At 70.5% G+C, this 21,811-nt stretch carries 6 protein-coding genes; 2 read left to right on the forward strand and 4 right to left on the reverse strand.

What is annotated here, in order from left to right:
- The first annotated feature begins 158 nt into the window (after window positions 1-158).
- Entirely contained in the window at window positions 159-662 is a 504-nt protein-coding gene (locus HUW62_RS33640) for a J domain-containing protein (protein WP_163870669.1), read from the forward strand.
- Here the strand turns inward: HUW62_RS33640 and HUW62_RS33645 are convergent.
- Both HUW62_RS33645 and HUW62_RS33650 read right to left on the reverse strand, forming a co-directional pair.
- Window positions 602-1,588 carry a stage II sporulation protein M gene (locus HUW62_RS33645; RefSeq protein WP_176436746.1) on the reverse strand — a complete coding sequence of 329 codons (987 nt, stop codon included), beginning with the start codon at window positions 1,586-1,588 and terminating at the stop codon, window positions 602-604. The two genes, HUW62_RS33640 and HUW62_RS33645, sit on opposite strands and share 61 nt — an antisense overlap.
- Before the next feature lies 1 nt (window position 1,589).
- On the reverse strand, window positions 1,590-2,351 hold the full coding sequence (locus HUW62_RS33650; RefSeq protein ID WP_176436747.1) for an RDD family protein: 762 nt from the start codon (window positions 2,349-2,351) through the stop codon (window positions 1,590-1,592).
- A gap of 520 nt (window positions 2,352-2,871) precedes the next feature.
- On the opposite strand from HUW62_RS33650, the gene HUW62_RS33655 reads away from it, so the two are divergent.
- On the forward strand, window positions 2,872-3,561 hold the full coding sequence (locus HUW62_RS33655; protein WP_163870672.1) for a response regulator transcription factor: 690 nt from the start codon (window positions 2,872-2,874) through the stop codon (window positions 3,559-3,561).
- Between the two features lie 72 nt (window positions 3,562-3,633).
- Here the strand turns inward: HUW62_RS33655 and HUW62_RS33660 are convergent, their stop codons facing one another.
- Window positions 3,634-3,855 (reverse strand): MbtH family protein, encoded by a 222-nt coding sequence (locus tag HUW62_RS33660; RefSeq protein ID WP_141648541.1) that lies wholly within the window; start codon window positions 3,853-3,855, stop codon window positions 3,634-3,636.
- A gap of 185 nt (window positions 3,856-4,040) precedes the next feature.
- Window positions 4,041-21,800 (reverse strand): non-ribosomal peptide synthase/polyketide synthase, encoded by a 17,760-nt coding sequence (locus HUW62_RS33665; RefSeq protein WP_368670533.1) that lies wholly within the window; start codon window positions 21,798-21,800, stop codon window positions 4,041-4,043.
- Window positions 21,801-21,811: the final 11 nt, after the last annotated feature.

A 21,811-nucleotide genomic window follows, 5' to 3' on the forward strand; every position in this document is an offset into this window, starting at 1 on the left:
GTCCGGCGACGAGCAGGGGGCTCATGGGCCGCGTTCTACCCCGAAAGCCGGGCGTCTGGCGCAGCCGGGCCCGGGCTGGCGGAGATTTTCTTGACGCGATCTCCCGACATGGGAGTTTGCCGCTGCTACAGGCGTGTTGCTGACGGGAGCAAGGGCTGATGAACGCGGCGGTTTCGAGCTGGCAGACTCTGGAAAACGTAGAGGTGGAGTGCACCCACTGCGGCATCCGGATGACCCTTCAGATGGGGAACCGGGTTCGCTACTACCGGTGTTCCGGCTGCCACCGTTGGGTCTCCAGCACCTACACGGACGTGCTCAAGGCGGACGCGAAGGTGCGCACCCACCCGGTGAAGGACACCGGTGCCCAGGATGAGCGTCACATCGAGGTGAAGGACCGGCTGGAGCGCTGGCTGTCCGCCATCGAGGACCAGGACCCGTACCAGCTCCTGGGCGTGTCGCCGCTGGACTCTCCGGAGAAGGTCCGCGCGCGCTACCACACGCTGGCGCTGGAGCGGCACCCGGACCGGGGCGGCTCCGCGGAGCAGATGCGCGAGCTGAACGTGGCCTACGAGCGCATCCTCCGGCACCAGCAGCGCAAGCGTCAGGAGGCGCTGACCTCCGGCGCCGTCTCCGCCACCGCGCTGCCTGCCCGCAGCAGGTAGCCCCAGAACAGGCCCCCCAGGGCCAGGCCCAGCGCGGCCTTGGCCCAGGTGGGGAACAAGTCGCCCGGGGACACGTAGCCCTCCACCACGCCGATGAGGGCGAGGAAGGGCGCGCACCCCAGCACCAGCTTCACCGCCTCCCGCCCGCGCAGGGCCAGCGCCTGTCCCCGGGGCAGCTCCCCCGGGTCGATGAGCGACTGTCCCACCATCAGCCCGGCCCCACCGGCGATGACGATGACGGACAGCTCCACCAGCCCGTGCGCGGAGATGAAGTCCAGCAGGCCCCCCAGCATCCCTTCGCGAGCGCACAGCGCGGCGATGGCGCCAATCTGCACCCCGTTGTTCACCAGGATGAACACCGTGCCCAGCCCGTAGAACAGGCCCATGGCGAAGGTGAGGATGGTGACGGTGAGGTTGTTGGTGGCGATGCCCGACGACACCGAGTTGGGCGGGGCCACCGACAGGATGTCATCCGTCCACATGCGGCCCTGGGAGACGTACTGGCGGACGCCGGCGGGCACGAGCAGCTCCGCGCCCCGGGGCTCCCACAGCACCACCAGCGCGCCCAGGAGCAGGCCCAGGATGAACAGCGCGGCGCTGGCTCCCACGTAGCGCAGCTCCCGGCGCAGCGTCTGGGGGAATTCGCGGCGGAAGAAGGCCTTCACCGAGGCCCAGCGCTCGCGCGGGGGCTGGTAGATGGCGGCGTAGGCTCGCGCGCAGAGCTGGTTGAGGAAGCGGTGCGCGTCGGTGCCCGGATAGAACGTCTGGGCATGCGCCAGGTCCGAGGCGGCGCGGCGGTACAGCGTGTCCAGCGCGCGCAGCTCCGCGAGCGACAGGGTGCCCTCGCGCTGACGCGTGAGCAGCGCCTCCAGGGAGTCCCAGTTCGCGCGGTGACTGGCGACGAAGGCCGGCAGGGCGACGGCCATCTCAGCGCTCCACCTGGACGTGGGCCCGCAGGAACGCCTCGGTGGACTCGGCCGACGCGAGGACGTGGGTCCGCTCCTCGTCCGCCAGCCCGCCCAGCTTGTCCACCAGCCGCGTCCCCATCTTCCGTCGGATGTCCGCCTCCAGGCCCGGCGCGCGCGAGAGGAAGGCCAGCACCAGCTCCACCTCGTCCGGCGTCAGCGCCCGCGTGGCCTTCGGCCCGAGCACACCCGACTCGGGTGTCCGCGCGGTGTACTTGTCCAGGTCGATGCGCTCCTCGCGCACCAGCACCGTCCCCGCCAGCAGGTCTCCCAGACGCTGGTGCCTGGACGTCAGCAGCATGCTGATGCAGCCGGCGGCGTACACCCCCGGCAGGAAGTCCACCGCGCGGCACAGGTTGCGCACCGCGCTCTCGTAGAGGCCCACCGGTGAGCCATCCAAGCGCACCACGCGGATGCGCAGCGCGCGCTTGCCCGGTGTCTGCCCATGGAAGAAGACCTCGCCCAGCGTCCAGTACAGCCACTGCGTGGCGAAGATGCCCACCACCAGCAGCGTCTGGCCCAGGCCCGACAGCCCCTGGAAGACGCCCAGCACGTCCGACACCAGCAGCGTGAAGACGAAGTACGCCACCACCCAGAAGAAGAAGAGCAGGCCAGCGTCCACCAGCCACGCCAGACACCGGTAGCCGATGCCAGCCACGGGGAGGGAGAGCGCCACGCGCTCCGGCGTGGCCACTGCGAGGTGCGGGCTCGATGCGGTACTCATGTCCGCCACCCAGCATACACGCCGCCCGCCGTACCATCTCCTACCTGTTGGGGCCGGATTGTCTGGCTAATCAGGTCCCAGCGGGTGTCGCTTGGTGGACAGCCGGACCCGCGAGGGGGGACGGCGGGTATCGGGTGCTGGACGGAAATGGCTGTCATGGACGCGACAGCGATGACGAACCAACGGACGCGGTGGCTGAATCCAATCGGATTCGCGCACACTTGACACTCTCGCCAAGGGCGCCTTCGCCTCTGCGCTTTCCCGGTGTTAGGGTATTCGTGGCGTTGAACCTGGAGCTGGCTCCAGCGGAGGTGGAGCCCGGAAGGACGCCGCGAGTCGTAGGTATTTGAAAGCAGTCCTGGAGTCGGGTCTTACATCGATGGACCGACCCCGGAGTGGTTCAGCGGACGTGCACGCACGACCTGGAAGCCTCTTCCCGCTGGCCTGAGCTGTCCGGAGGTCGGAAGCAGTCAACACTGCAGTCCAAGTTGTTTCGCCATGGCGGCTGGGGGGCCTTCGCATGGCAACTAATCAATCAGCGATTCGTGTATCCATTCTCGAAGGACCATGGGCGGCGTGGGAAAGCCTCGCCGATGGTCTTCGCGGCGAGGGTGTCGCGGTCACCTCGGTGACCAGGGACGTGCGACTCTTTCTCGATGGGCTGGGAACCGATCCGCCTCAAGTGGCGGTGATGGATGTGGAAGGAGACAGCGAAGCGGCCGTGGGCTGCTCGGTGACCGAAGGCATCAACCTGTTGCGCGAGGCACGCAAGCGTCGGCTGGAGGTGCGCATGTTGCTCCTCTCCGCCGTGAGTGCGCCGGAGGTCATCTCCCAGTGCTTCGACGAGGGGGCCTCGGGCTACCTCTTCCGGAAGGGGCTCGGCACGTCCGCCGTGTCCTCGGCCATCAACTCGCTGGTGCGAGGTGAGCGGCTCTTCCCGGTGCAGCTGTTGCGCAATGACTTCGAGCATCCGCCTGTCACGTCGCCCACCGCGAGCGTGCTCCTGGCGCTCACGCAGCGGGAGCGCGAGGTGCTGGCATATGTCGCGGGTGGCGCGGACAACTTGAAGATCGCCGCGCACCTGCAGATCGCCGAGCGCACCGTCAAGTCGCACGTCACCCAGCTCTACCGGAAGCTTGGGGCCGAGAACCGCACCCAGCTGGCGTTGCGCGCCTGCCATCTGGGGGTTCGTCCGCCGCCGGACCTCTGATGACGACGTCTGACCCCGCCCTCGGACCCTAAGTGAATTCCCCAGGGTCCGTCGGGCGGGGCGCTCGTCACATCAGTTCTTCAGCGCCTGCTCTTCCATCTTCTTGCGCAGGCTGAGCGGACGCATGTCCGTCCACACCTGCTTGATGTGCTCGAGGCACTCGGCCTTCAGGCCCTGCTTGCCCGCATCCTTCCAGCCCGGCGCATTCTCCCGGTCCGCCGGCCAGATGGAATACTGCTCCTCGTGGTTGACGACGACCTTGTAGATCGTCGTGTCCTCGCGCTCGTCCGCCATGTGAGTGACTCCTGAAATTGACCGCATCTTGTTCACATCCCAGGAAAAGGGGTCAATACCGCCAAAAGTAGGCGGATGCCTACTGGCCCCTTCGCTGGGACACTGCTCCGACAGGCCGACTGTCCCGCGACCGTGCGTATTGGTGCGCGAGGGGCCACCAGCCCCGTCGTGAAGGTGGCCCGTCATCATTCCCGACCTTCCAGGTCGAGCAACCGCTTCAACCACCCCGCGACGTGCGGTGCGCGCAGCACGGAGACGGCGTCTCCGGGGGTCTCATGGACCTCCAGGCCGCCCTCGGCCAGCTCGCCCCAGCCCCCGTCGCGCGCGTCCTCGTCGCGCTCCGGAGCGTCCGTCGCGAGCAGCAGCCGCACGGCGCCCTCGGTGGGCTCTGGCAGGTAGCGCCGCGCGGCGCGCAGGTGGCTGGCGAAGACCTTGAAGCGCACCCTCAGCTCCGCCAGCGACATCGCCTCCGGCAACAGGCCCGTCTTCGCGCCATCGGCGTGCAGGTGCGCGAGCAGCGGCTCCGCGTCCTTGCTGGAGGTGAGTGCCGAGGGCAGCGCTGGCGCCGCGACTCCCGCCTGGGCCGCCAGGTGCCTGGCGAACAGCGCGCCCTGGGCACCCGCCGTGGTGGCGGCCGTGCTGGCATCCGGCTCCGCGGGGAGCGGCTCGATGAGGAGCAGCTTTGCCTCGTGGCCCTCGCGCTGGAGCTGCTGCGCCATCTCCCAGGCCACCAGCGCGCCCATGCCCGGGCCCGCCAGCCGGTACGGCCCCTTCGGCGCGGAGGCACGCAAGGCCTCCACGTAGAGCGTCGCCATGGCCTCCACGGACTCCAGCGGGGCGCGGCCTTCCTCCAGGCCACGGGCCTGGATGCCGACGATGCCCCAGCCCTCGGGGGCGTGGGTCGCCAGCTCGGCGTAGTCGTCCACCCGTCCATCCATGCCATGGATGACGTGGAGCACGCGGCCGGCATCGGTGCCCGGGCGCAGCGTGACGAGCGGCGACCAGGTGGGCGTGGAGGGACGGGCCGCCTTGGGGCGGGCGTCCTGGGCCTTCATCGCCTCCTGGGCGCGCTGGAGCAGCAGGGCGAGCGACTCGACGGTGGGAGCCTCGAAGAGGGCGCGCAGCGGCAGCTCCACGCCCAGGGCGACCCGGACGCGGGAGACGACCTGCGTGGCCAGCAGCGAGTGGCCACCGAGCGAGAAGAAGTTGTCGGTGATGCTCACCCGAGGCGTGCGCAGCACCTCCGCGAAGGCACCGGCCAGCAGCTCCTCCAGCGGCGTGCGAGGCGCGGAGAACGGCGCGGTGCCACGCAGGCTCTCCTCGTCCGGAGCGGGCAGCGCGCCGCGCGCCACCTTGCCGGTGGGCATCAGCGGCAGCGCCTCCAGCCGCACGAAGATGGACGGCACCATGTACTCGGGCACCTTCTCGCGGAGGACCTGGCGGGCCTCCTCGGTGCTCCACGGCGCGTCGGCCGGCAGCACCACGTAGCCGACGAGGCGGCGGTCTCCCGCGACGTCCTCGCGGACGATGGCCACCGCGTCGCGCACCTGGGGCAGCGCGCGCAGGGCCACCTCCACTTCGCCCAGTTCGATGCGGAAGCCCCGCAGCTTCACCTGGCTGTCCAGGCGGCCGAGGAACTCCAGGTTGCCGTCCACGAGCCACCGGGCCTTGTCGCCCGTGCGGTACAGCCGTGAGCCGGCCGCGCCGCCCATGAAGTTCGGCAGGAACCGGTCCGACGTGAGGTCCGGGCGGCCATGGTAGCCGTGGGCCACGTTGGCGCCGCCCACGTAGACCTCGCCCGCGACGCCGATGGGGCAGGGCTCGCCGTGCGGGTCCAACACGTAGATTTGCATGTTGGCCAGCGGCGAGCCCACGGGGGGCAGCGCCGGCCAGCGCTTGCGGTCCGCGGGGGCGCGCCACGCCGTGACGACGTGGGCCTCCGACGGGCCGTACTGGTTCTCCAGCGTGCATTCCGGCAGCCGGTCGAAGAGCGCCAGCAGCGCGGGCGTCACCTGGAGCTGCTCGCCGGCGGTGACGATTTCACCCAGCGGCGGGAGCTCCTTCTCCGTGAGCGCCGCGTCGCACATGGCCTGGAGGGCGACGAAGGGCAGGAACAGCCGCTCCACGCGGTGCTCGCGCATGTAGCGCAGCATGGCGGGCGGGTCCTGCCGCAGCGAGCCGTTGATGAGCAGCACCTTGCCGCCCAGGCACCAGGTGCCGAAGAGCTCCTGGAAGGACACGTCGAAGTTGAGCGAGGCGAACTGGAGCGTCGTCGCGTCCGGCTTCACCGCGCGCTTCATCAACCACCAGAGCATGTTGCCCACCGCGCGGTGGGACATGACGATGCCCTTGGGACGGCCCGTGCTGCCGGAGGTGTAGACGAAGTAGCAGTTCGTCTCCGGCGACATGTCCACGTCGGGCGAGTGCGTGGGCCGCGAGGCGACGGCCGTCTCCTCCTCCAGCCGGATGACCCGCGCCGTCAGACCGGGAGGCAGCGCGGAGACCAGCGCCGAGTGCGCGAGGATGACGGGCGCACCCGTGTCCTCCAGCATCAGCGCCAGGCGGTCCGCCGGGTAGCTCGGGTCCAACGGGAGGAACGCGGCGCCGACCTTGAGCGTGGCCAGGACGGCGACGGGCATGTCCAGGCTCGCGCGCTCCAGGCACAGGCCCACCGTGCCATTCACGGGCACGCCGAGCGCCAAGAGGTGATGCGCGAGCTGGTTGGCGCGAGCGTCGAGCTGCGCGTACGTGAGCGACTGGACTCCATCCGTGACGGCCACGCGCTCGGGCGTGCGCGCGACCTGGGCCTCGACCCAGCGGTGCATCAACCCCGGCACGTAGGTCGGGTCCACCGCGGAGTTGAAGCCTTCGACGACCTGCTGACGCTCGCCGTCGGACAGCAGCGGCAGCCGGCCCAACGTCTGGTCCGGCTGGGCGACGGCGCCTTCCAGCAGGCGCTGGAGCGCACCCACCATCCGCTCCGCCGTCTGGCGGGAGAAGAGGTCGGAGGCGTACTCCAGGTAGCCGGTGAGGCCGTGCGACGACTCGAACACGGAGAGCGTCAGGTCGAACTTGGCCGTGCCGCTGGTGGCCTCCACCGGCGACATGCGCAGGTCCGACGTCTCGTAGGTCTCCTTGTAGACGTTCTGGAGGACGAACAGGACCTGGAACAGCGGCGTGCGGTTCAGGCTGCGCTCGGGCTGCAGCTCCTCCACCAGCTTCTCGAACGGCACGTCCTGGTGCGCGTACGCATCCAGCGTCGCCTCACGCACGCGCCCGAGCAGCTCGCGGAACGTCTGGTGCTCGGAGAGCTGCGTGCGCAGCACGAGCGTGTTGGCGAAGAAGCCGATGAGCTTCTCCAAGTCGGAGTGGCGACGGCCGGCGATGGGCGAGCCGATGCTGATGTCGTCCTGACCGGAGTAGCGCGACAGCATCGTCTGGAAGGCGGCGAGCAGCACCATGAACGTCGTGGCGCCTTCGCGGCGCGCCAGTGTCTGGACCGCGTCCTGGAGCGCGCGCGGCATGGTGAAGCCCACCATGTCGCCCTTGAAGCTGCTGACGGCCGGACGGGCGAAGTCCGTGGGCAGCTCCAGTGCTGGGGGCGCGCCCTGCAGGTGCTTGCGCCACCAGGCCACCTGCCTGTCGAGCACGTCGCCCTTGAGCCAGCTCCTCTGCCAGGCGGAGTAGTCCGCGTACTGGAGCGGCAGCTCCGGCAGCGTGATCGGGAGTCCCTTGGAGAAGGCCGTGTATGCGGAGGCCAGCTCGTTGATGAGCAGGCCCATGGACCAGCCGTCCGACACGATGTGGTGCATGGACATCAGCAGCACATGGTCCTCGGCGCCGAGCTTCAGCAGGCGGACGCGCAACAGCGAGCGGTCCGTCAGGTTGAACGGACGCTGTGTCTCCTCGGTGGCGGCGCGGAGGGCCTCGGCCTCGCGGGCCTCGGGCTCCAGCGCGCTCAAGTCCAGCATGTTGATGGGCGCCGGCTCGTGCGGATGGATGACCTGGATGGGCTGGCCGTTGTTGCTCAGGATGGACGTGCGCAGGGACTCGTGCCGACGGAGCAGCTCGTTGACGGCCCGGCCCATCGCATCCACGTTCAGCGCGCCCTCCAGCCGCACGGTGGCGGGGATGTTGTAGAAGGCGCTGTTCGGCTCGAGCTGGTCGAGGAACCACAGGCGCTGCTGAGCGAAGGACACCGGCTGCTCGCCCGTGCGCGGCACGGGGACGAGCGGCGGAATCTCCAGGCCCTGGCCCTGCTGCACCGCCAGGTCCACGCGCTGCGCCAGCGCCGCCAGGTCTGGCGTGTCGAACAAGTCGCGAAGCGGCAGCTCCACGCCGAACACCGCGCGCATCCGGCTGATGGCCTGCGTCGCCATCAGCGAGTGTCCGCCCAGCTCGAAGAAGTTGTCGTGGATGCCCACGCGCTCCACTTCGAGCACCGCGCACCAGATGGTCGCCAGCCGCGCCTCGGTGGGCGTGCGAGGCCCCACGAAGTCGGGCCGCCCGCTGACGTTGCTCATGTCCGGCGCGGGCAGGGCCTTGCGGTCCACCTTGCCGTTCGAGGTCAGCGGCAGTGCCTCCAGCATCATCACCACCGTGGGCACCATGTACTCGGGCAGCGCGTCCTTCAGCGCCCCGCGCAACGTGGCGCCATCGGTGGGCACACCCTCGCGTGCCACGGCGTAGGCGATGAGGCGCTTGCCGCCAGGGCCATCCTCGCGGGCCACCACGACGGCCTCGCGCACCGCCGGGTGCCGGGCCAGCGCGGCCTCGACTTCTCCCAGCTCGATGCGGAAGCCACGCACCTTCACCTGTGCGTCCACGCGGCCGACGAACTCCAGCGTGCCGTCGTCGCGGAAGCGCACCACGTCACCCGTGCGGTACAGCCGTGCGCCCGGGACTCCGGAGTACATGTCCGGGAGGAAGCGCTCGGCGGTGAGCGCGGGCCTGCCCGCGTAGCCTCGGGCCACGCCGACGCCGCCCAGGTACAGCTCGCCCTTGACGCCCACGGGCACCGGCTCGCCGCGCGCGTCGAGCACGTAGGCGCGCACGTTCGCCAGGGGCCGGCCGATGGAGGGCAGCCGGGTGTCGTCGGCGACGACCCGCGCGAGCGTGGCCACGACGGTGGCCTCCGTGGGGCCGTAGGTGTTGAGGAAGCGGCGACCCGGGGCCCACCGCGCGACGACGTCCGAGGGCAGCGCCTCGCCGCCGGAGATGACCGTCTTCAGCGCGGGCAGCTCCTCGGCGGGCGTGGCGGCCAGGGCGGCGGGCGTGAGGCTGATGACGGTGAGCGCCTGCTCGCGCAGCAGCGTCTGCAGCGGCGCGCCCGGCATCACCTTCTCCAGCGGCGCGAGCACCAGCGTGGCGCCCGAGTTCAGCGTGGTGAAGATCTCCTCCACCGACAGGTCGAAGGAGAGGTTGGCGAACTGGAGCACGCGCTCGCCAGGGCCGATGCCGTAGGCCGGGGCCTCGTGGGTGACGAGGTTGGCCACGCTCCGGTGCTCGACGGCCGTGCCCTTGGGCTGACCCGTGCTGCCAGAGGTGTAGAGCAGGTAGGCGAGGTTTCCAGGCGTGACGCCGGTGAAGGGCGCCTCGGTGCTCTCGCTCGACAGGGCCTCGTGCGCGGTGTCGAGGCACAGGGCGCGGGCGCGGTGCGGCTCGGGGAAGCGGTCCACGAGCGGGGACTGCGTGAGCAGCAGCGCGGCGCCGCTGTCGTCGAGCAGGAAGGCCAGACGCTCGCGCGGCAGCAGCGGATCCACGGGCACCCAGGCGCCACCGGCCTTGAGGATGCCGAGCAGGCCCACCACGACATCCAGTGAGCGCTCCACGCTGAGCGCGACGCGGACCTCGGGTCCGACGCCGTGACGGCGCAGCACGTGGGCGAACTGGTTGGCCCGCGCGTCCAACTGGGCGTAGGTGAGCTGGGTGCCCTCGAAGGAGGCCGCCAGCGCGTCGGGGGCGCGGCGGACCTGGGCCTCGAAGAGCGTGTGCACGCAGGCCTCGGGGAAGTCCGCGCGGGTGTCGTTCCACGTCACGAGCTGCCGCTGCCGCTCCTCGCCGGACATCAGCGTGAGCGAGGAGAGGCGACGCTCGGGCGCGGCGACGAGCAGCTCCACGAGCGCCCGGAAGTGCCGGGTCATCCGCTCGATGGTGGACGCGTCGTAGAGGTCCGCCTGGTAGTCGAACTCACCCATGAAGCCGGCGGAGGTGCGGCCCATGGAGAGCGTGATGTCGAACTTGGCGACGTGGCCCTCGTCGGGGCCCTGGCGCATCGTCAGGCCCGGCAGCGAGGCCGCCGCCTCCGGCGTGTTCTGGAGGATGAACATCACGCGGAACAGCGGCGACTGCTGGAGGTCCCGCAGGGGCTGGAGCTGCTCGAAGGGCAGGTGCTGGTGCGAGTAGGCGCCGAGCGAGGTCTCGCGCACGCGGGCCATCAGCTCGCGCACCGTCGGGTCGCCATCCAGGCGCGTGCGGAGGACCAGCGTGTTGAGGAAGAAGCCGACCAGGCCCTCCAGCTCCGCGCGGTTGCGTCCGGCCACCGGTGAGCCGACGGAGATGTCGTCCTGACCGGAGTAGCGCGACAGCACGAGCTGGAACGCCGCCAGGAAGAACATGAACGGGGTGATGCCTTCACGGTTGCAGAAGGTCTCGATGGCCTGCGCCAGCTCGGTCGGAATGACGAGGGGCACCATGCCGCCGCGAGGCCGTGACAGGTGCGTGCGCGGTCTGTCGGTGGGCAGCTCCAGGTCCTGAGGAGCCCCGTCCAACTGGCGCTGCCACCAGGCGAGCTGGCGGTCCAGCTCCGCGCCATCCAGCCACTTGCGCTGCCAGGATGAGAAGTCCGCGTACTGGAGCGGCAGCTCGGGGAGGCTCGGCGCGCGGCCGGCCTGGAAGTCGCCGTACAGGAGCGCCATCTCGCGGACGACCACGCTGATGGACCAGCCGTCGGAGACGATGTGGTGGACGTTGATGAGCAGCAGGTGCTCCCGGTCCTCCAGCACCAGCACCTCGGCGCGCAGCAGCGGCCCGGTGCTCAGGTCGAACGAGCGCATCGAGTGCTCGCCCGCGCGACGTCGGGCTTCCAGCTCCCGCTGCTCGGGCGCGAGGTGCCGCAGGTCCGTGACGGGCATCTCGAGCGGGGAAGGCGGGTGGATGACCTGCACGGGGCCGTCGGCCTCGGCGCGGAACGTGGTGCGCAGGGCCTCGTGACGGTGCACGACGGCCTCCAGCGTGCGACGCAGCACCTCCACGTCCAGCTCGCCGGAGAGCACCATCGAAGACGGGATGTTGAACGCGGGGCTGCCGGGCTCGAGCTGGTCCAGGAACCACACGCGCTGCTGCGAGAACGACAGGGGCAGCTTGCCGTCGCGCGGCGCGCGCTCGATGGGCGGAGCGGCCGTCGTCGCGCCGGTGCGCAGGGCGGTTTCAATCCGCTGGGCCAGCGCGGCGACGGTGGGGGCCTCGAAGAGGTCTCTCACCGGCAGCTCCACCGAGAAGGCGGAGCGGATGCGCGACGTCACCTGCGTGGCCAGCAGCGAGTGGCCGCCCATCTCGAAGAAGTTGTCGGTGACGCTGACGCGGCCGAGCTTCAGCACCGTCGAGAACAGCTCCGCCAGCTTCTCCTCCACGGGCGTGCGAGGCGCGGTGAACGCGGTGTCGCCGCGCAGGCTCTCCGCGTCGGGCGCGGGCAGGAGCTTGCGGGCCAGCTTGCCACTGGGCGTCAGGGGCAGCGCCTCCAGCGTGAGGAACGCCGAGGGCACCATGTACTCGGGCACGCGCTTGAGCATGAAGGCGCGGAGGGTCTCCGCCGTCGTGGCGGAAGCGGGAGCCTCATCCGGGGAGACGGGGACGACGTAGGCGACCAGACGCTTGTCGCCCGGAACATCCTCGCGCACGGCGGCGGCGGCGTCTCTCACACCCGGGGCCGCGCGGAGGACGGATTCGACCTCGCCCAGCTCGACGCGGAAGCCTCGCACCTTCACCTGGAAGTCGATGCGGCCGAGGAACTCCAGGTTGCCGTCCGCCGTCCAGCGCGCGGAGTCGCCGGTGCGGTAGAGGCGGTCACCCGGAATGCCGCTGAACGGGTTCGGCACGAACGCGGCGGCGGTGAGCGCGGGCCGGGCCAGGTAGCCGTGGGCCAGATGGCTGCCGCCGACGAAGACCTCGCCGGCCACGCCGATGGGGACGGGCTGGCCGAGCGCATCGAGCACGAAGAGCTGCGTGTGGCCCAGCGGGCTGCCGACGGGAGGCAGGCGCGGCCACGAGGCCGGGGCGCCGCGCATGCGGTACGCGGAGACGACGTGGGCCTCGGAGGGGCCGTACTGGTTCTCCAGCGTGCAGCCCGGCAGCTTCTCGAAGAACGACACCAGCGTGGCGTTCACCTGGAGTTGCTCACCGGCGGTGATGACCTCGTTCAGCGCGCGCGGCAGCGTGGCGCCGTGCGAGACGGAGTCCGCCATGGCCTGGAGCGCGACGAAGGGCAGGAACAACCGCTCCACGCCGTGCCGGTCCATGAAGTCGAGCAGCGCGGGGATGTCGCGCCGCAGCGTGTCCGTGGGCAGCACCACCTTCGCACCGACCCACCACGAGGCGAACAGCTCCTGGATGGAGACGTCGAAGTTGAGCGAGGCGAACTGGAGCGTCGTGGCGAGCGGGCGAGGCGACTGACGAATCTGCCACGCCAGCATGAAGCTCAGGGCCCGGTGGGGCATGACGATGCCCTTGGGGATGCCCGTGCTGCCGGACGTGTAGATGACGTACGCGTTCGCCTCGGGCGACACGTCGCGTCCCAGGGAGCGCGTGGGCTGGCGGGCCACGGCGGCGGCCTCGGTGTCCAACTGGATGCGACGCGCGCGGCTGTCCGCGGGCAGGCTTCCGCTCAGGTGTGACTGCGTGAGGATGACCGGCGCGGCGGTGTCCTCCAGCATGAACGCGAGGCGGTCCGCTGGATACGTGGGGTCCAACGCCACGTAGAAGGCGCCGACCTTGAGCGTCGCCAGGACGGCGATGGCCATGTCCAGACTCTTGTCCACGCAGATGCCCACGGCGCTTCCCGCGGGCACGCCGTGCTCGACCAGGTGGTGCGCGAGCTGGTTGGCGCGACCGTCCAGCTCCGCGTAGGTGAGCGCGCGCTGGCCGTCGGTGATGGCGATGGCGTCGGGCGTGCGGGAGACCTGCGCCTCCACGGGGCCGTGCATCGTCGTGGCCGAGTGCGCGTTGCGGGACGTGTCGTTCCACTCGACGAGGAGCTGGCGCTCCTCCTCGGGGCTCAGGAGCGACAGCTTCCAGGGCGACTGGTCCGGGTTGGCGACGGCGGACTGGAGCAGCCGCACCCAGTGCGTGCCCATCCTCCGCGCCGTGCTCGTGTCGAACAGGTCGGTGTTGAACTCGAGCAGGCCCTCGATTTCATCTCCGCCATCCCCCAGCAGCAGGGACAGGTCGTACTTGGAGGTTCCGCTGTCGACGTCCATCGAGTGCAGCGCGTTGGCGTCGCGAGCGCTCCGGGCCGTGTCCTGGCGCGGCGTGTTCTGGAGGGCGAGCATGACCTGGAACAGCGGCGACCGGCTCAGGTCGCGCTCCAGCTTCATCTCCTCCACCAGCTTCTCGAAGGGCACGTCCTGGTGGGCGTAGGCGCCGAGCGTGTTCTCCTTCACCTGGGCGAGCAGCGTGCGGAACGTCAGCCCCGGCGTGAGGCGTGCGCGCAGGGCCAGCGTGTTGACGAAGAAGCCGACGATGTTCTCCAGCTCGGACTGTCGGCGGTTGGCGATGGGCGAGCCGACCACGATGTCGTCCTGGCCGGAGTAGCGGGCCATGAGGATGTGGAGGGCGGACAGCAAGGCCATGAAGGGCGTGACGCCCTCCTGCTTGCACAGCGCATGGAGCGCCGCCGTCAGCTCGGTGCCGAGCTTCACCGGCAGGCTGGCGCCGTGCGAGGTCTGCACGGGAGGCCGGGGCCGGTCCGTGGGCAACTCCAGCGCGTGAGGCACGCCGTCGAGGTGCTTGCGCCACCAGCTCACCTGCGCGGCGAGCGCGTCGTCACGCAGCCAGCCTCGCTGCCAGGCGGCGTAGTCCGCGTACTGGAGGGTCAGCGGCGTCAGCGGCGAGGGCAGGCCCTGGCGGAAGGCGGTGTAAAGCGCGCCGACTTCGCGGGTGAGGATGCCGCTGGACCAGCCGTCCGAGACGATGTGGTGCACCGTGACGAGCAACACGTGCTGCTCCGCGGAGAGCCGGAGCAGCGTGGTGCGCAGCAGGGGGACGTGGGTCAGGTCGAACGGCTTCTGCGCCTCGGCGGAGGCGAGCTCCAGGGCCTTGGCCTCGCGCTCGGACTCCGGGAGGTGACTCAGGTCCACCACGGGGACGGACAGCTCCACTCGCGCGTGGATGAGCTGGAAAGGCTCGCCGTCCTCGCGGGTGTGGAAGCTGGTGCGCAGCGCCTCGTGGCGACGCACCAGCTCCTGGAGCGCCCGCGTGAGCGCATCGACATCCACGGCGGTGTCGAGCCGGAGCGCGGAGGGGATGTTGTAGAAGGCGCTGTCCGGCTGGAAGCGATCGAGGAACCAGAGGCGCTGCTGCGCGAAGGACAACGGCATCGCGCCGCTGTCGCGAGGCACGGGGAGCAGCGGCGGGAGCTGGACGCTTTCGCCCGCGAGGATGGCCGCGTCGATGCGCTGTGCGAGCGCTTCGACCGTGGGCTTCACGAACAAGTCTCTCAGCGCGAGCTCCACGCCGAAGGCCGCGCGGACACGCGACACGACCTGCGTGGCGAGCAGGGAGTGGCCACCCAGCTCGAAGAAGTCATCGTGCATGCCGATGCGCTCGACATGGAGCAGCTCGGCCCAGAGGGTGGCGAGCTGGACTTCGACGTGGGTCCTGGGCGCGACGTACTCGCGGGCCGGCGCGGAGAGGGACGCGTCGGGCGAAGGCAGGGCGTTGCGGTCCACCTTGCCGTTGGGTGTGAGGGGGAGCGCATCGAGCACGGCGATGGCGGACGGCACCATGTGCTCGGGCAGGCGCAGCTTCAGCGACTCGCGGAGGGCGACGACGTCGAGCCCGTCGGCGACGACGTAGGCGACGAGGCGCTTGTCACCAGAGGACTCGGTGCGGACGGAAGCGACCGCTTCGCGGACGGCGGAGTTGAGCAGGAGAGCTGCTTCGACTTCGCCCAACTCGATGCGGAATCCGCGCAGCTTCACCTGGTCGTCGATGCGGCCGAGGAACTCGAGGGTGCCGTTGGGCAGCCAGCGAGCCTTGTCACCGGTGAGGTAGAGGCGGGCGCCAGGAGTGGAGCTGAAGGGGTTGGGGACGAAGCGCTCCGCGGTGAGGGCGGGCTGGGAGAGGTAGCCGCGAGCAAGGCCCACGCTGTCGACGCAGAGCTGGCCGGGGATGCCGACGGGCAGCGGGCGCAGATTGGAGTCGAGGACGTAGACGCGGACGTTGTCCCAGGGCTTGCCGATGGAGGGAGTCTGGCCTGGGAGGAGGGGCTCGGAGATGGAGGCGCAGACGGTGACTTCGGTGGGGCCGTAGGCGTTGAGGAGGCGGAGGCGGGAGCCCCAGCGCTGGATGAGCTCGGGAGAGCAGGCCTCACCAGCGGAGATGAGGGTTTGGAGAGAGGGGAGGTCCTCGGGGCGCATCTGGGCGAGGACGGAGGGAGTGAGGGTGACGGCGGAGATGGACTCGTCGCGGAGCAAGTCTCGGAGAGGAGCGCCCGGGAGGAGGCGCTCGCGAGGAGCGAGGACGAGGGTGGAGCCGGCGAGGAGGGCGCCGAAGATTTCGGCGACAGAGGCGTCGAAGCCGAAGGCGGCGTACTGGAGGACGCGGGACGAGGGCGTGAAGCCGTGGGCGCGGCCGGCGGTGAGGGCGGTGTTGGAGAGGCCGCGGTGCTGGAGGAGGGTGCCCTTGGGAGTGCCGGTGGAGCCGGAGGTGTAGATGACGTAGGCGAGGTTGTCGGCGGAGGTGCCGGAGAGCGGAGCGGACTCGGGCTGCGCCGCGATGAGGCTCGCGTCGGAATCCAACCGGACCACGCTGGCGACCTCCAGGCCCAGCGTCTCCACCAGCTTCGCCGTCGTGACGAGCACGGGAGCGGCGGAGTCACGGAGCATGAAGGAGAGGCGCTCGACGGGGTACGACGAATCGAGCGGGACCCAGGCTCCACCGGCCTTGAGGATGGCGAGGATGGAGACGACGAGGTCCAACGAGCGTTCGAGGCAGAGCGCGACGGGGACCTCGGCCTTGACGCCGAGCGAGCGCAGGTGGTTCGCGAGGCGGTTGGCGCGAGCATCGAGCTGCGCGTAGGTCAGCGAGTCGCCCTCGAAGCGCAGTGCGGTGGCGTCCGGAGTGCGCGCGGCCTGGGCTTCGAAGAGCGCGTGCGCGGTGGACTCGCGAGGGAAGTCCCGCGCCGTGTCGTTCCACTCCACGAGGACCTGTCGCTCTTCGGCCTCCGAGAGCAGGGACAGCGTGGAGAGCGGAGCCTCGGGCCGAGCCGCCGCGTTTTCGAGCAGCGCGCCGAGGTGGAGCAGCAGCCTGTCGACAGTCTCGGCCGTGAAGAGGTCGGTGCGGTACTCGATGCTGCAACCCAGGCCCTGCGCCGTCTCCTGGAGGCCGAGGGTGAGGTCGAGCCGCGCCGTGCCCGTGTTGGACGGCTGGAGGTGGAACGTGAGGCCCGGAACCTTCAGCTCGGCCTCGGGCTGGTTCTGGAACACCATCGCCACCTGGAAGAGCGGCGCGTGAGCGAGGCTTCGCTCGGGGTTGACCGCCTTGACCAGCTCCTCGAACGGCAGGTCCTGGTGCGCGTAGGCGCCCAACGTGTCCTTCCTCACGCGTCCGAGCAGCTCGCGGAAGGACGGGTTGCCGCCCAGCCGCGCGCGCAGGGCGAGCTGGTTGATGAAGAAGCCGATGAGGCCCTCGGTCTCCGCCTGGTTCCGGTTGGCGATACCGGTGCCGATGACGAAGTCCTCCTGGCCCGAGTAGCGGGACAGGACGGCCTGGAGGCCCGCCATCAGGGCCATGAACAGGGTGGTGCCCTCACGACGGCACAGCGCGTGGAGTGAGTCGACGAGCTGACGCGACAACATGCGCGAGACGCTCGCGCCTCGGAACCCCTGCACCGCCGGACGCGGGAAGTCGGTGGGCAGCTCCAGCAGCGGAGCCACGCCAGCGAGGTGCTCCCTCCACCAGGAGATCTGCGTGTCGAGCGCTTCGCCCTGGAGCCAGGTCCGCTGCCAGGTGGCGTAGTCCGCGTACTGGATGGGCAGCTCGGGCAGCGGCGACGGCTGGCCCGCGGAGAACGCCGCGTAGAGCGCGGCCGTCTCACGCACGAGCACATCCACGGACCAACCGTCCGAGATGATGTGGTGCATCGTCAGCAGCAGCACGTGCCGCTGCTCACCCAGCCGCAGCAGGGTGACGCGCAGCAGAGGGCCGTGCGCGAGGTTGAAGGGCCGACGCGCCTCTTCATCCACGCGCCGCTGGAGCTCCGCTTCGTCGAGTCCGGACAGCTCCACCACGGGCACCGACACGAGCATCGGCGCGTGGACGAGCTGCTTGGGTCCCGCGCGGAACGTGGTGCGCAGCACCTCATGGCGACGGACCACTTCGGTGAAGGCTCGCTCCAGCGCGCTCGTGTCCACCACGCCTTCCAACCGCAGCGCGATGGGCATGTTGTACGACGGGCTGCCCGGCTCCAACTGGTCCAGGAACCACAGGCGCTGCTGCGCGAAGGACTGCACGAACGCCTGGGGCGCATCACCCTCGCGCGGCAGGGCTGTGAGCGGCGGCCTCTGGAGCTTCGCACCCGCGCTCAGGGCGGCGTCGATGCGCTGGGCCAGCAGGTGGACCGTCGGCGACTCGAACAGCTCGCGCAGCGGCAGCTCGACCTGGAACGCCGACCGCACGCGCGAGACGAGCTGCGTGGCGAGCAGCGAATGTCCGCCCAGCTCGAAGAAGCTGACGGTGGTGCTGACACTCGGAACTCCGAGCACCTGGGCGAACAGCCCGGCGAGCAGCTCCTCGGTGGGCGTGCCCGGCGTGGCCTGGGACGCGTCATCCGTGAGCCACGACTGCTCCGGCATGGGCAGGGCCCTGCGGTCCACCTTGCCGTTCGCGGTGAGGGGCAGCGCGTCCATCATCCGCAGCGCGGACGGGACCATGTACTCGGGCAGACGCTGGGCGATGAACGCTCGCAGCGCGGGGGCCTCCAGCGAAGCCGCACCCACGACGTAGCCCACCAGGCGCTTGTCGCCAGGGCGGTCCTCGCGGACGAGCACCACGGCCTCACGCACCTCGGGGTGCGCGAGCAGGGCGGACTCGATTTCGGCCAGCTCGATGCGGTAGCCGCGCACCTTCACCTGGTCGTCCGCGCGGCCGAGGAACTCCAGCACGCCGTCGTGACGCCAGCGGGCCTGGTCACCCGTGCGATAGAGCCGGGCGCCTGGCACGGAGGAGAAGGCATCCGGGACGAAGCGCTCGGCCGTCATCGCCGGCTGGCCGACGTAGCCGCGTGCCACGCCCTCGCCGCCGATGAACAGCTCACCGGTGACACCCACGGGCACCACCTGCCCATGCGCATCCAGCACGTACACCTGCGTGTCGCCAATCGGTCCGCCGATGGGCGCGGTGGCTCCGTGGATGGGGCCGCTCACCGTCCAGGACGTGGCGTCGACCGCCGTCTCCGTGGGTCCGTAGCAGTTGGCCAGCCGCGTCGCCGGCCACTGCGCGCGCAGGCGCCGCGCCAGCTCCGCCGACAGCGCCTCACCACCGGACACCAGCACGCGCAGACCGGAGGCGCGCTCCAGCCGCTCGGCCTCGATGAAGAGGCTGAGCTGCGAGGGGACGAGCTGGAGCACAGTAACCCGCCGGTGCGCGAGCACCGTCAGCAGCGCGTCCATGTCCAGGTCCGCCGCCGCGGGCGGCAGCACCAGCCGCGCACCGCTGACCAGCGTGGAGATGAGCTCCGGCACCACGGCGTCGAAGCCCGGGGCCGTCTTCTGGAGCACGGAATCACTCGGGCCCAGGCCCAGGTTCGTGCTGAACCAGGCCGTGTGTCGGGCCAGGGCGCGGTGCGGCACCAGCACGCCCTTGGGGCGTCCCGTCGAGCCGGACGTGAAGAGGATGTACGCCGCGCTCTCGGAGGACACGACCGGCGCCGTGAAGGCGCTGCTCGCCACCGGCTCGGACGCCAACACCTCTTCGAGCACCAGGACCCCTGTCGTCCCCGTGGGCAGTGCCTCGCTCAGCGAGCGCTGCGTCAGCACGACGGCGGGAGCGGTGTCGTCGAGCATCATCGCCAGTCGCTCGGACGGCGAGGAAGGATCGAGCGGGACCCAGACGCCGCCCGACGCGAGGATGCCGAGGACGCCAGCGACCAGCTCCGGTGAGCGGCGCGCGAACAGTCCCACGCGCACCTCGGGCCCGACGCCTCGCTGACGCAGCACCTCCGCCAGCGCGAGCGCCTTCCGCTCCAGCTCGCGATACGTGAGCTGTCCGTCGCTCCACTCCAGGGCGACGGCCTCGGGGGCCAGGGCCGCGCGCGACTGGAACCACGCGAAGACAGACGTGTCGCGCGGATGGTCGGAGCGGGTGTCGTTCCACTCCACCACCAGCCGGTGCCGCTCCTCGGAGGAGAGCAGGGGCAGCGCGGCGAGTGTGAGGTCCGGCGTGGTCACCGCCGCTTCGAGCAGGCGCGTGAAGTGACCCGTCATGGCCTGGATGGTCTCCAGGTCGAACAGGTCGGTGTTGTACTCGAATCCGCCCATGATCCCGTCCGGCGTCTCCTGGAGGACGAGGGACAGGGAGTACTTCGCGATGCCCGCGTCCACGTCCGCCGAAGCGAAGCTCAGCTCCGACACCGACAGCGAGGGCACGGGCGTGTTCTGCAGCGCGAACATCACCTGGAACAGCGGCGAGTGGCTCAGGCTGCGTGCGGGCTGCAGCTCCTCCACCAGTTGATCGAACGAGACGTCCTGGTTCGTGAGCGCGCCGAGCGCCGTCTCACGCGCCTGCTCGACGAGCGCGCGGAACGTCATGTCCCCGGACATGCGTCCACGGAGGACGAGCGTGTTGATGAACACGCCGATGAGGCCCTCGGTCTCCGGATGGGTGCGACCGGCCACCGGCGAGCCGACGAGCACGTCGTCCTGACCCGTGGCGCGGTACATCAGCGCCTCGAACGCGGCGAGCAGCACCATGAACGGCGTGGCGCCCATGCGCTGACCGAAGGTCGTCACCGCGGACGACACCGCCGGGGACAGGCGCACGGGGTACGTCGAACCGGCCTGGGTCTGCATCGCCGGAACAGGGCGGTCCGTCGGCAGCGCGAGCACATGATTCGAGCCCGCGAGCTGGGTCTTCCAGTACGTGAGCTGACGCTCCAGCTCGCCGGCCTCCAGCCACTGATGCTGCCAGACGGAGAAGTCGGCGTACTGCACGCGCAGCTCCGGCAGGGACGCGGGACGTCCCTCGCGGAGGGCGGCGTACAGCTCCGCGGCCTCGCGCACCAACACCCCGGTGGACCAGCCGTCGGAGACGATGTGGTGCATCGTCAAGAGCAGCACATGCTGCCGCTCGTCCAGATGGAGCAGCGTCACGCGCAGCAGCGGGCCTCGGGCCAGATCGAAGGGTCGCTGCGCCTCCACGAGCGACAGCCGGCGCGCCTCGTCCTCACGCTGCTCCTTGGGCAGGGAGGACAGGTCCACCCACGCGAGCTTCAGCTCCACCGCGTCGGCGATGGCCTGCCTCGGGCTGCCGTGGGCGTTCGCGGGGAACGTGGTCCGGAGGGCCTCGTGACGCCGCATCAGCGCGCCGAAGGACTGCTCCAGGGCCGAGACATCCACCGGGCCTTCCAGCCGGAGGGCGGCGGGCAGGTTGTAGAGCGCGGTGCCCGGCTCGAGCTGATCCAGGAACCACAGCCGGCGCTGCGCGAAGGACAGCGGCAGCTCGCCCGTGCGGGGCACCGGCACCAGCTCCGGCGCCCGTGCCACACCCACGCCCGCCTGAGCGAGCGCTTCGAGTCGCGTGGCCAGCTTCGCCACCGTGGGGGCCTCGAACAGCTCCCTCAGCGGCACGTCCACGCCGAAGGCGGCCTGGAGGCGAGACACCGACTGCGTGGCGAGCAGGGAGTGGCCACCCAGCTCGAAGAAGTCGTCGTCGATACCCACGCGCTCGACATGGAGCAGCTCGGCCCAGAGGGCGGCGATCTGGACCTCGGCGCGGGTCCTGGGCGCGATGTACTCGCGGACTGGAGTGGAGAGGGACGCGTCGGGCGAAGGCAGCGCGTTGCGGTCCACCTTGCCGTTGGGCGTGAGGGGGAGCGCATCGAGCACGGCGATGACGGACGGCACCATGTGCTCGGGCAGGCGCAGCTTCAGCGACTCGCGCAGGGCGAGGACGTCGATGGTGTCGCCGGAGTCGGCGACGACGTAGGCGACGAGGCGCTTGTCGCCCATGGCCTCCGTGCGGACGGTGGCGACGGCCTGATGGACGGAGGGGTTGAGGAGGAGGGCGGCTTCGACTTCACCGAGCTCGATGCGGAAGCCACGCAGCTTCACCTGGTCGTCGATGCGACCGAGGAATTCGAGGGTGCCATTGGGCAGCCAGCGAGCCTTGTCACCGGTGAGGTAGAGGCGGGCGCCGGGAGTGGAGCTGAAGGGGTTGGGGACGAAGCGCTCCGCGGTGAGCGCGGGCTGGGAGAGGTAGCCGCGAGCAAGGCCCACGCTGTCGACGCAGAGCTGGCCAGGGATACCGACGGGCAGCGGACGCAAATTGGAGTCGAGGACGTAGACGCGGACGTTGTCCCAGGGCTTGCCGATGGAAGGAGTCTGGCCCGGGAGAAGCGGCTCGGAGATGGAGGCGCAGACGGTGACTTCGGTGGGGCCGTAGGCGTTGAGGAGGCGGAGGCGGGAGCCCCAGCGCTGGATGAGCTCGGGAGAGCAGGCCTCACCGGCGGAGATGAGGGTTTGGA

The sequence above is a fragment of the Myxococcus sp. AM011 genome (genome assembly GCF_013372595.1).
GTDB classification, from domain to species: Bacteria; Myxococcota; Myxococcia; order Myxococcales; family Myxococcaceae; genus Myxococcus; species Myxococcus eversor.